The organism is Mumia quercus (assembly GCF_025506335.1).
Taxonomy (GTDB): domain Bacteria; phylum Actinomycetota; class Actinomycetes; order Propionibacteriales; family Nocardioidaceae; genus Mumia; species Mumia quercus.
On the sequence record NZ_JANZYO010000003.1, the window covers coordinates 537849 to 549903 of the forward strand.

Sequence of the window (12055 nt, forward strand, 5' to 3'; positions counted from 1 at the left end):
CCACCTCGTGGCTACGATGGGGCAATGGACTTCCAGGTTGCCGATCTGACCCTGGCCGAGCGCGGCCGTACGGAGATCACCCTCGCCGAGCACGAGATGCCCGGACTGATGGCCATGCGCGAGCGCTACGGGACGAGCAAGCCGCTCTCCGGCGCACGGATCGCGGGCTCGCTCCACATGACGGTCCAGACCGCCGTCCTCATCGAGACACTGGTCGACCTCGGCGCCGAGGTGCGCTGGGCGAGCTGCAACATCTTCTCGACCCAGGACGAGGCCGCCGCCGCGGTCGTCGTCGGCCGTGAGGGCACCGTCGACGACCCCAAGGGCGTGCCGGTGTTCGCGTGGAAGGGCGAGACCCTCGCCGAGTACTGGGACCTCGCCGAGCAGATCCTCGTCTGGCCCAACGGCGAGACGCCCAACATGATCCTCGACGACGGCGGCGACGCCACGATGCTCCTCCACCTCGGTGTGGAGTACGAGAAGGCCGGCGAGGTGCCGTCGCCCGACACGACCGACAACCTCGAGCTCAAGGAGGTCCTGCGGGTCCTCGCGCGCAGCCTCGAGACCGACCCGCAGCGCTGGACCCGCATCGGCAACAGCGTCCAGGGTGTGACCGAGGAGACGACGACCGGCGTGCTGCGTCTCTACGAGCGGTTCAAGGAGGGCACCCTCCTCTTCCCGGCGATCAACGTCAACGACTCGGTCACCAAGTCGAAGTTCGACAACAAGTACGGCTGCCGTCATTCGCTCATCGACGGGATCAACCGCGCCACCGACGTCCTGATCGGCGGGAAGGTCGCGGTCGTGTGCGGCTACGGCGACGTCGGCAAGGGCTGCGCGGAGTCGCTGCGCGGCCAGGGGGCCCGCGTCATCATCACCGAGATCGACCCGATCTGTGCGCTGCAGGCGGCCATGGACGGCTACCAGGTCGCCCGCCTGGACTCGGTCATCGAGCAGGCCGACATCGTCATCACCGCCACCGGCAACAAGGACGTCGTCACGGCCGAGCAGATCGGCCGGATGAAGCACCAGGCGATCCTGGGCAACATCGGCCACTTCGACAACGAGATCGACATGGCCGGGCTTGCCGCGACGCCGGGCGTCTCGCGCAAGAACGTCAAGCCGCAGGTCGACCTGTGGACGCTGCCGAACGGCAACACGGTGATCGTGCTGAGCGAGGGTCGTCTGCTCAACCTCGGCAACGCGACCGGGCACCCGTCCTTCGTCATGTCCAACTCGTTCACCAACCAGGTTCTCGCGCAGATCGAGCTCTTCACGAAGAACTCCGAGTACCCGGTCGGCGTCTACACGCTGCCCAAGCACCTCGACGAGGAGGTCGCGCGCCTGCACCTCGAGGCGCTCGGCGTGGAGCTGACGACCCTCACCGACGACCAGGCCACCTACCTCGGCGTGGCGGTCGAGGGGCCCTTCAAGTCCGACCACTACCGCTACTGAGGCGTGGCGAGGAGATCGGGCGTGGACAGCAACGAGCCTGCCAAGGACAGCGGCCGGTTCAGCGGTCGCATCCTCGTCGTCGACGACGACAGGGCTCTCGCGGAGATGCTCACGATCGTGCTGCGCGCTGAGGGCTTCGACACGTCCGTCGTGTCCACGGGCACCGCGGCGCTCGACGCGTTCCGGGCGTACACGCCCGACCTGGTGCTGCTCGACGTCATGCTCCCCGGGATGAACGGCATCGACGTCGCCAAGCAGATCCGGGCCGAGTCCGGCGTCCCGATCGTGATGCTCACCGCCAAGAGCGACACGGTCGACGTCGTGCTCGGCCTGGAGTCCGGGGCCGACGACTACGTGGTGAAGCCGTTCAAGCCCAAGGAGCTGATCGCACGGGTGCGCGCGCGCACCCGTGTGCACCAGCAGGCCGAGCCCGAGCTGCTCACCATCGGCGACCTCGAGATCGACGTCCGGGGCCACACCGTGGTCCGGGGCGACCACGAGCTGTCTCTCACCCCGTTGGAGTTCGACCTGCTCGTCTGCCTCGCCCGGTCTCCGCGCCAGGTGTTCACCCGCGAGGTGCTGCTCGAGCGCGTGTGGGGCTACCGGCACGCGGCCGACACCCGCCTGGTGAACGTCCACGTGCAGCGGCTGCGCTCCAAGGTCGAGCCCGACCCGGACAACCCGACCGTGATCGTCACCGTCCGAGGTGTCGGCTACAAGGCCGGGAGCTCCTGACGGCCATGGCGCTCAGGGCGCCCAGCTGGTTGCGACGAGGGCTGCTGCGGCTGCGCAACGTGCTCTCTCCGGTCGTCTCCCTCTGGCGCCGCTCCATCCAGGCGCGCGTGGTCATCACGACCATGGCCCTGAGCACCTTCGTGATCGGCGGGGTCGGCTGGCTGATGCTCCAGGGCGTCGCCGACGGCATGGTCGAGGCACGGCGCGCGGTGGCGCTGTCCGAGGCGAGAGCCGGCTTCAGCCAGGCGCAGCAGGCTCTCGACGTCACGTCGGTCTCCGAGGCGTCCTCGGAGATCGATGCGCTGCGCGCACTGGTGAACGACCTGGCCTCACGCTCCGGCTCGCCGCCGTCCTACCAGGTCATGCTCGAAGGCCCCCTCGGACCGTCCGGCGACGGTGAGGCCGCCTTCGCCTCGGCAGGGATCGCGTCGCCGGCGATCCCCGACGACCTGGCGCGCGCGGTCGCCGCGGGCGAGAACGCGGCGTACACCTTCACCCGCATCGAGGTGGAGGGCAGCGACGAGCGTGCCGCCGCGATCATCGTCGGCGACCTGCTCCGGATGCCCGACGGCGACGAGGAGTTCGCCCTCTACTACGCGTTCCCGATGACCGACCAGGAGCGCACGCTGTCGCTCGTCCGCAACTCGCTGCTGTACGCGGGGCTGGCGCTGGTGCTCCTGTCGTCCGGCGTCGCCTGGCTGGTGACGCGCCAGGTCGTGACCCCCGTGCGCCTTGCACGGCGCATCGCCGAGCGGCTGGCCGACGGCCGGCTCGAGGAGCGCATGGTCGTCCGCGGCGAGGACGACATCGCACGTCTGAGCCTGTCGTTCAACAAGATGGCCGAGAGCCTTCAGCGCCAGATCCGTCAGCTCGAAGAGCTGTCGCGCCTGCAGCACCGCTTCGTGTCCGACGTCTCCCACGAGCTGCGGACGCCGATCGCCACCGTACGGATGGCCGCCGACGTGCTGTACGACAACCGTGAGCACTTCGACCCCAGCTCGGAGAGGTCGGCCGAGCTCCTCCAGACCGAGCTCGACCGGTTCGAGGCGCTCCTGAGCGACCTGCTGGAGATCAGCCGGTTCGACGCGGGCGCCGCCCGCCTGGACGTCGAGGCGGTCGACCTCGTGGACCTGGCCGAGCGGGTGTGCGCCCAGTACGCCCCGCTGGCGGCCCGCCACGACGTCGAGCTGCGCGTGGTGAACCGCGACGGTCCCGCCATCGTCGAGGCGGACGTCCGCCGGATCGAGCGCATCGTCCGCAACCTGGTCGCGAACGCGATCCACTACTCCGGCTCGTCCGAGGTGCACCTCCTCGTCGCGCACGGAGGCACGAGCGCGGCGATCGCGGTGCGCGATTTCGGCGTGGGCCTCGAGCCGGGCCAGTCCCAGCTCGTCTTCAACCGCTTCTGGCGCGCCGACCCGGCCCGCGAGCGCAGTCGTGGCGGGACCGGCCTCGGGCTCGCGATCGCGCTCGAGGACGCCGTCCTGCACGGCGGCTGGCTCCAGGCCTGGGGCGAGCCGGGGCGTGGCGCCCAGTTCCGCCTGACGCTGCCGCGGCACGCCGGTGACGACCCGCAACGCTCGCCGCTGCCGCTGGTGCCCGACGCCGGTGCCGGCCTCGACCGCCCGGAGGGAGTCCGATGACGACCCGGACGAGCCCGCCCGCCCCGCGTACGCTCGCGTCGGCGGGGCTGCTGCTCGCGCTCGCCGCGCTCCTCGGCGGGTGCGTCTCGATCCCCGACGGCGGCCCGGTCCGCGTCGTCGAGGACGGCCGTCCTCAGCAGGTCTCTCCGGCCCGCATCCGGCCCGCCGGCCCCGCCGAGGGCGCCTCGCCGCGCGAGATCGTCAACGGGTTCCTCCAGGCGATGATGGCCTCACCGGTGCGCTACGACATCGCTCGTCGCTTCCTCACCGAAGGCGCCGGCGAGGACTGGCGTCCCGAGAAGTCGGTGACGGTGTACTCCCTGTCGTCGGTCGCGGAGCCGGAGGAACGCACCGGCGCCGAGAGCGTCTCCGTCGACATCGCCCGCGAGGCCGTCCTCACCGAGCAGGGCCGCTTCACGGTGCCGGCAGCGCGCGAGCAGCACTTCGACTTCACGCTGGTCCAGGAGGACGAGCAGTGGCGCATCGCGGACCCGCCGCCGGGCGCCCTCATCACCGACGCGTTCTTCGAGGACTACTACGACGCGCTCAACGCGTACTACTTCGACGCGTCGGGGGAGCAGCTCGTCGCCTCCCCGGTCCACCTGCCCGACGACTCGACGAGGCCGACGGACCTCGTGGCGTCCCTGCTGGGCGGGCCGGACGGCGTGCTCGGCGGCCAGGCGCGCACGTACCTCCCGGCGAGCTGGCGGCTGGCCGAGCCGGTGCGCATCGACGACCAGGGGGTGGCCCGGGTCAACCTCACGGGGTCCGACTCGGGGATGCCTCTCGACGACCGTGAGCGGCTGTCGGCGCAGCTCGTGTGGAGCCTGCGCCAGATCTCCTCGGTCACCGGCGTCGCGATCCAGGTCGGCGACCGGCCGATCGCGTTGCCGAACACCCCGGAGGTCCAGCGTGTCGACGCGTGGGACCAGTTCGACCCGGCCGCCGACCGTCCGACGCAGCTGTTCGCGATGCGCGAGGGCAAGCTGCTCGTGGTGGGGCGCTCCACCACCGGGCCCTTCGCGGGGGAGTGGGGAACCGAGCCCGTCGCCGCCGACGACTTCCGGGTGACGGTGGACTCCGAACGCATCGCGCTCGTCACGGGCGGGCGGCGCACCGTCGAGGTCTCGCCCCTCGCAGGCGAGCGCGCCCTGGTCCCCGTGCGCCGGGGCACCGATCTGCTCCGCCCGAGCTGGGACGCCGCGGGTCGCCTGTGGACCATCGACCGTACGCGTGGGGGCTCGCGGCTCACGGTCGGCCCGACCGACGAGGAGCCACGCGCGATCGACCTCGGGCCGCTCGCCGGCGGGCGCGTGACAGGGTTCGAGTTGTCGCCGGACGGGGCCCGCTTCACTGCGGTCGCACGCGTCGGCACCCGGGACGCGCTCTACGTCGGGGCGATCCGCTACGACGCCGAGACCGGCGCCGTGGTCGGGCTGGTCGATGTCGCGGAGATCCCGCTCCCGACGGAGACCGGCGTCCCGATGTCGGCGGCCTGGCGGTCGAGCACGACGATCGCGCTGCTCGCACGCGCGCAGGAGCGGGTGCCGCAGGTGGTGATCGTGGCCGTCGACGGGTCGAGCAGCGTCACGGGCGCCGTACGCGTCGGGCTGCTGCCGCAGGGTGGTGCACGCCAGGTGCTGGGCTCCGGCGTCGTCTCGGCGCCGATCTTCGTCCTCGACGCCGAGGGCGTGCTGTGGACGCAGAACGGCGACGGACGGTGGGCCGAGGCCAGCGACGATCCCGTGAACCTCGCGTCGTTCGCGGGCTGAGCCGCTGAGCCGCTGAGCCACAGGTCGACCTCGTCCACAGGCCGGCGCACGTGGGTCCCGCGACCCGTCCGGTCCGCGCGAGGCTGACCGCGTGCGAGACTTTCTGCGAGCTGCGGCCGACCTGGTCCTCGGGGTGCGCTGTGCGGGCTGCGAGGCTCCCGGGCTCGTCCTGTGCGTGCGGTGCGAGGCGCGCGTGCGCGGGGCGCCGGCTCTGCGCACCCCCGACCCGGTGCCGCGCGCCTTCACGCAGACCCCGCGGGTGGTCACCGCCTCAGCGGGTCCGTACGAGGGCGTCGTCACCTCGGTCCTGCACGCCTACAAAGAGGAGCCGCGCACCGCGCTCGCCGCACCGCTCGCGAGGGCCTTGGCCGACGCGGTCCTTCGGGCGCTGGCGGCCCGCGGCGCGGACGCGGACGTCCCGGTTCGGCTGGTCCCGGTGCCCTCGCGGCGCTCGGCCGTCCGCGCCCGCGGCTTCGACGCCGGCGGTGAGCTCGCGCTCCGCGCGGCTCGCGAGCTGCGGCACCGGGGCGTGGCCGCGCGGACCCTGCGCGTCCTCGAGGTGGCGGCCGTCGTGCGCGACCAGGCCGGTCTGAGCGCGGCCGAGCGCGCGGCCAACCTCGCCGGCGCCTACCGCGTGCGGGGCCCGCTCTCCGGAGCGTCCGGTCACGTCGTCATCACCGACGACGTCCTCACGACAGGTGCCAGCGCGGGGGAGGCCGTACGCGCGCTCGGGGCGGCCGGTGCACGCCCGATCGCTGTCGCGACGGTGGCCGCGACCGTACGCCGACGTCCTGCGGCGGCGCAGCCGTCCGGCGTGTGTCGGCCATCTCTAGAGAAAAGTTCGCTCCCGGTCTACGGTCGAGATAGGTGAACGTCATCCGCCGCGACAGTCGCCGACAACGGCGGCAGTCGCTCATCCGAGGAGGCTTCGTGGACATCGTCGTCAAGGGCAGGAACTGCGAGATCAGCCAGCGTTTCCGGGACTACGTAGACGAGAAGGCCCCTCGAATCGAGAAGTACGACCAGCGCAAGAAGATCCAGCGCGTCGAGGTCGAGCTCACGAAGGAGTACAACCCTCGTCAGAGCGGACGCTGTGAGCGCGTGGAGATCACCCTCCGCGGTCGCGGGCCCGCGATGCGTGCCGAAGCCTGCTCGGACGACCCTCTCGCCGCGCTCGACAAGGCGGTCGACAAGCTCGAGGCGCAGGTGCGCAAGGCTCAGGACCGGCGTCGCGTCCACCACGGCAGCCGTACGCCGATGTCGGTCTCGCAGTTCGCCGCCACCGCTGACGGCGCAGCCTCGAGCGAGCCGGAAGAGGAGCCGATCGACGCCGTCCGCTACGCCGGACCGGTCGAGGTTCGTGGGGAGGGGCCGCTGGTCGTCCGCGAGAAGACGCACCGCGCGGCACCCATGACGCTCGACCAGGCGCTGTACGAGATGGAGATGGTGGGGCACGACTTCTACCTCTTCGTCGAGAAGGACTCCGGGCAGCCGAGCGTCGTCTACCGCAGGCGTGGCTACGACTACGGAGTCATCCACATCGAACCCACGTCCGGGAGCTTCGAGGGACTCGACGACAGCGTCGGCTGACCCTTCCGTGGCATGATCGGCTGCGATGGACGCTGCAGACGTGCCGACTGAGACGGTCCGGGTCCTCCTCGTCGACGACCAGGAGCTCTTCCGTCGCGGCCTGCGCATGGTCCTCGAAGCCGATCCCGGACTCGAGATCGAGGAGGCCCACGACGGCCCGTCGGGCGTCGCTCAGGCGACCGCCAGCGCGCCGGACGTGGTCCTCCTCGACGTCCGGATGCCGGGGATGAGCGGACCCCGGGCGGCAGCGGCGATCAAGGAGGTCGCGCCGTCGGCACGGATCATCATGCTCACGGCCAGCGACGAGGAGAGCGACCTTCTGGAGTCGATCCGCAACGGCGCCTCCGGCTACCTCCTCAAGGACTCCTCGGTCGACCAGGTCAGCGACGCCGTACGCCGGGTGGCGGCCGGTCAGTCGCTCATCAGCCCGCCGATGGCGACCCGGCTCCTCGAGGAGTTCCGTCAGCTCGCGACCCGCGGTGAGCCGCCGCGCGGCACCAAGCTCAGCGACCGTGAGCTGGAGGTCCTCCGGCTGGTCGCGGTGGGCCACAACAACAGGGAGATCGGTCAGAAGCTGTTCATCAGCGAGAACACCGTCAAGAACCACGTCCGCAACATCCTGGAGAAGCTCCAGCTGCGGTCACGGGTGGAGGCCGCGACGTACGCGGTCCGCGAGCGTCTCCTCGACCTGCCGTGACGCGGGTGCAGGAGATGGCGGCGGCGACCGCCAGGAGGACGGTGCTGGCCGCGCAAGGGTTCAACGACCGTCCTCACGCCCGGGTGACGATGCGCTCGCTCGACCGCGCGCTGACCCGGACGGGCGTTCTCCAGATCGACTCGGTGAACGTCTTGCAGCGGGCGCACTACCTCCCGCTCTTCAGCCGCCTGGGCCCGTACGACACCGCGCTCCTGCACCGCGCCGCCGAGCGGCGTCCGCGCCGGCTCGTCGAGTACTGGGCGCACGTCGCGGCGTACATGCCCGTCGAGCTGTGGCCGGCGATGCAGCATCGCATGCGCGGCTACCGCGAGCGTGGGCACGCCTGGACCGGCGAGCCCGGGCGGCCGGCGCTCGCGGACCCGCTGCTCCTCGAGGTCGAGCGCCGCGGCGCCGTGACGGCACGGGATCTCGACCCTGCGACCGATCGTCCGCGCGACCAGTGGGGATGGAACTGGTCCGAGACCAAGAAGGTGCTCGAGTACCTCTTCCTCTCCGGCGAGCTCGCGGTCGCCCGCCGCAACGGCGCGTTCGAGCGGGTGTACGACCTCCCCGAGCGGGTCCTCCCGGCGCACGTCCTCGACGCCCCGGAGCCCGCTCCGGACGAGGCGGCCCGGACGCTGGTGCGTCGCGCGGCGGCCTCGAGCGGTCTCGCCACGGAGGCGAGCCTGCGTGACTACTACCGGATGGGCGTGAACGAGACGCGCGAGGCGGTGCGCGACCTCGTGGAGGAGGGCACGCTCGAGCCCGTGCGCGTCGAGGGGTGGCGGCGCGTCGCGTACCGGTACGCGGGGGCCGCCGTCCCTCGGCGGATCCGGACCGCGGCGCTGCTCAGCCCGTTCGACCCGCTCGTCTGGGAGCGTGCGCGCACCGAGGACCTCTTCGGGTTCCGCTACCGCATCGAGATCTACGTGCCCGCCCACAAGCGGGTCCACGGCTACTACGTGCTGCCGTTCCTGCTCGACGAGGCCATCGTGGCGCGCGTCGACCTCAAGGCCGACCGTGCGACCGGCCGCCTCCTGGTGCGCTCGGCCTGGGCGGAGCCGGCCGTCGACCGCGAGCAGGTCGCGGAGGCGCTGGCCGAGCAGCTGTGGGTGGCCGCAGGGTGGCTGGGGCTGGTCGCCGTGGAGGTGGAGCCGCAGGGCGACCTCGCGGGGCCGCTGGCCGCTGCCGTACCGGCGCACACCGCCGTCGGCGACTCCTCACCGGTGTGACCGGGATCCCTCCGCAGTTACGGTTGCCCCCGTCGGTCGCCTAGGATGGTCGCGATTCTGCCGTTGCGGGGGTGAGCCGGTGCGTGCCCGGCCCCTGGGCGGCTTCGGAGCAAGTCTCAGGAGTGCGATTCCGTGTCGAAGGTGATCGACAAGATCCTGCGCATGGGCGAGGGCAAGATCCTCCGCCAGCTGCAGGCCATCGTCAACCAGGTCAACGCTCTCGAAGACGACTTCGTCGCCATGAGCGACGACGAGCTCCGCGGCATGACGGCCGAGTTCAAGGAGCGCCTCGAGGCAGGGGAGACGCTCGACGACCTCATGCCGGAGGCGTTCGCGACCGTGCGCGAGGCCGCCAAGCGCGTCCTCGGCCAGCGCCACTTCGACGTCCAGATCATGGGCGGTGCCGCGCTGCACCTCGGCAACATCGCCGAGATGAAGACCGGTGAGGGCAAGACCCTCGTCGCGACCCTCCCGAGCTATCTCAACGCGTTGTCGGGCGACGGCGTCCACGTCGTGACGGTCAACGACTACCTCGCCAAGTACCACGCCGAGTGGATGGGCCGCGTCTACGGCTTCCTCGGCCTCACGACCGACGTGATCCTTCCGTCGATGACCCCTGCGCAGCGTCGCGAGGCCTACCTGGCCGACATCACGTACGCGACCAACAACGAGCTCGGGTTCGACTACCTGCGCGACAACATGGCCGACGACCTGGCCGAGTGCGTCCAGCGCGGCCACAACTTCGCGATCGTGGACGAGGTCGACTCGATCCTCATCGACGAGGCGCGGACGCCGCTGATCATCTCCGGTCCCACGCAGGACGAGGTGAAGTGGTACGGCGAGTTCTCCCGGATCGTGCGGCCGATGCAGCGCGACCACGACTACGAGGTCGACGAGAAGAAGCGCACCGTCTCGGTCCTGGAGCCGGCGATCACGAAGGTCGAGGACTACCTCGGCATCGAGAACCTCTACGACGCGGTCAACACGCCGCTGATCTCGTTCCTCAACAACGCGATCAAGGCCAAGGAGCTCTTCAAGAACGACAAGGACTACGTCGTCATCAACGACGAGGTCCTCATCGTCGACGAGCACACGGGCCGCATCCTCGAGGGGCGGCGTTACAACGAGGGCCTCCACCAGGCGATCGAGGCCAAGGAGGGCGTGCGGATCCGCGAGGAGTACCAGACCCTCGCCACGATCACCCTCCAGAACTACTTCCGCCTCTACAAGAAGCTCTCCGGCATGACCGGTACGGCGATGACCGAGGCGGCGGAGTTCGACAAGATCTACAAGCTCGGTGTCGTCCCGATCCCCACGAACAAGCCGGTCGCCCGCGTGGACGAGCGTGACCTCGTCTACCGGACCGAGGAGGCGAAGTTCGAGGCGGTCGTCGAGGACATCGCCGAGCGCCACGAGGCCGGTCAGCCGGTCCTCGTCGGCACGACGAGCGTCGAGAAGTCCGAGCGCCTCTCCAAGATGCTGAAGAAGCGCGGCGTTGCCCACCAGGTCCTCAACGCCAAGCAGCACGAGCGTGAGGCTGCGGTCGTCGCCGTCGCCGGACACAAGGGCGCGGTCACGGTCGCGACCAACATGGCCGGTCGAGGCACCGACATCATGCTCGGTGGTTCGGTGGAGTTCCTCGCCGACCAGGCGCTGCGCGCCAAGGGCCTCGACCCCGTCGAGACGCCTGACGAGTACGAGGCCGCGTGGCCGGAGACGGTCGCGGAGGTCGAGAAGCAGGTCGCCGCCGACCACGACGAGGTCGTCGAGCTCGGCGGGCTCGCGGTGATCGGCACCGAGCGGCACGAGTCGCGCCGCATCGACAACCAGCTGCGTGGTCGTTCCGGCCGTCAGGGCGACCCGGGCTCGACCCGCTTCTACCTGTCGCTCGAGGACGACCTCATGCGCCTGTTCAAGGCCGACTGGGTCGACTTCATCCTGACGCGGCTCAAGGTGCCCGACGACGTTCCGATCGAGAACAAGAACGTCACCAAGGCCATCGCGTCGGCGCAGAGCCAGGTCGAGGCGCAGAACTTCGACACCCGCAAGAACATCCTCAAGTACGACGACGTCATGAACCGTCAGCGTGAGGTCATCTACGCCGAGCGCCGCCGCGTGCTCGAGGGAGCCGACCTTTCCGAGTGGGTCCGCGAGATGATCAACGACACAGTGACGGGCTACGTCAACGGCGCTGCGCAGGGCTTCCCGGACGAATGGGACCTCGACGCGCTCTGGACGGCGCTGAAGACGCTGTACCCGGTCTCGGTGACGGTCGCCGACCTCGAGGACAAGCACGGCGGCCGCTCCGGTCTGACCCGCGAGATCCTCGTCGAGGCCATCACGACCGATGCCCGCGAGGCGTACGAGCGGCGCGAGGCCGACCTGGGCTCGGAGGTGACCCGCGAGCTCGAGCGCAAGGTCGTCCTGTCGGTCGTCGACCGCAAGTGGCGCGAGCACCTCTACGAGATGGACTACCTGCGCGAGGGCATCGGTCTGCGCGCGTACAGCCAGCGCGATCCGCTCGTCGAGTACCAGCGCGAGGGCCACGAGTTCTTCACGGCGATGATGGACGCGATCAAGGAGGAGTCGGTCGGCTTCCTCTTCAACGTCGACGTCCAGGTCGAGAGCGAGCCCGCCGACGGCGAGGTCGAGCTGTCGGCCAAGGGCATCGCCCAGAACGTCCCGCAGCAGCTCACGTACAGCGGTCCAGACGACGTGGCCGGCGGTGGCGGCGTCGAGGTCGAGACCCGTGAAGAGGACGACGAGGACCCGCTGGCGCTCAGCGAGAACGAGCGCGTCCGTCAGAACAACGCCAAGAACCGGGCACGCCAGAAGGCGAAGGCCCAGCGGAAGTCGCGCAAGAAGAACCGCTGAGCCTCGGCTCGCGTCCACGACGAAGGACCCGACGTCCGGCCCTCTCGGGCCGTGAGG

Annotated in this window: 9 protein-coding genes; all 9 read left to right on the plus strand. The window is 70.6% G+C overall.

The features are described from left to right. Positions 1-24: 24 nt before the first annotated feature. The 9 genes from ahcY to secA all read left to right on the plus strand — a co-directional run bounded on the left by ahcY (position 25) and on the right by secA (position 11998). Positions 25-1455, plus strand: coding sequence for an adenosylhomocysteinase (gene ahcY / locus NYZ95_RS09080; RefSeq protein ID WP_262850832.1), 1431 nt, complete (start codon positions 25-27; stop codon positions 1453-1455). A gap of 21 nt (positions 1456-1476) precedes the next feature. Then, positions 1477-2190 (plus strand): MtrAB system response regulator MtrA, encoded by a 714-nt coding sequence (gene mtrA, locus NYZ95_RS09085; RefSeq protein WP_262850834.1) that lies wholly within the window; start codon positions 1477-1479, stop codon positions 2188-2190. Between the two features lie 5 nt (positions 2191-2195). Next, positions 2196-3833, plus strand: a complete 1638-nt coding sequence (gene mtrB, locus NYZ95_RS09090) for an MtrAB system histidine kinase MtrB (protein ID WP_262850836.1) — start codon at positions 2196-2198, stop codon at positions 3831-3833. After that, entirely contained in the window at positions 3830-5605 is a 1776-nt protein-coding gene (locus NYZ95_RS09095) for an LpqB family beta-propeller domain-containing protein (protein WP_262850838.1), read from the plus strand. Before mtrB ends, NYZ95_RS09095 begins: the two co-directional genes overlap by 4 nt. Before the next feature lie 91 nt (positions 5606-5696). Then, positions 5697-6476: a ComF family protein gene (locus tag NYZ95_RS09100; RefSeq protein ID WP_262850840.1), complete on the plus strand. Its 780-nt coding sequence runs from the start codon at positions 5697-5699 to the stop codon at positions 6474-6476. 59 nt (positions 6477-6535) lie between these two features. Then, positions 6536-7195: a ribosome hibernation-promoting factor, HPF/YfiA family gene (hpf, locus tag NYZ95_RS09105; RefSeq protein ID WP_262850842.1), complete on the plus strand. Its 660-nt coding sequence runs from the start codon at positions 6536-6538 to the stop codon at positions 7193-7195. A 40-nt stretch (positions 7196-7235) separates the two neighbouring features. Further along, the gene (locus NYZ95_RS09110) at positions 7236-7892 is read left to right on the plus strand and encodes a response regulator (RefSeq protein WP_262850844.1); all 657 of its coding nucleotides are present in this window, start codon (positions 7236-7238) and stop codon (positions 7890-7892) included. Further along, a complete protein-coding gene (locus tag NYZ95_RS09115; protein ID WP_308212230.1) occupies positions 7889-9124 on the plus strand; it encodes a winged helix-turn-helix domain-containing protein in 1236 nt (411 codons plus the stop codon). Before NYZ95_RS09110 ends, NYZ95_RS09115 begins: the two co-directional genes overlap by 4 nt. Positions 9125-9286: 162 nt before the next feature. Then, the gene (secA, locus tag NYZ95_RS09120) at positions 9287-11998 is read left to right on the plus strand and encodes a preprotein translocase subunit SecA (RefSeq protein ID WP_443677473.1); all 2712 of its coding nucleotides are present in this window, start codon (positions 9287-9289) and stop codon (positions 11996-11998) included. The last annotated feature ends 57 nt before the right edge of the window (positions 11999-12055 follow it).

Bases quoted from the DNA above. Each gene is read 5' to 3' on its own strand.
- secA (WP_443677473.1), top strand. From the start codon at position 9,287: ATGGGCGAGGGCAAGATCCTCCGCCAGCTGCAGGCCATCGTCAACCAG.
- mtrB (WP_262850836.1), top strand. From the start codon at position 2,196: ATGGCGCTCAGGGCGCCCAGCTGGTTGCGACGAGGGCTGCTGCGGCTG.
- ahcY (WP_262850832.1), top strand. From the start codon at position 25: ATGGACTTCCAGGTTGCCGATCTGACCCTGGCCGAGCGCGGCCGTACG.
- NYZ95_RS09095 (WP_262850838.1), top strand. From the start codon at position 3,830: ATGACGACCCGGACGAGCCCGCCCGCCCCGCGTACGCTCGCGTCGGCG.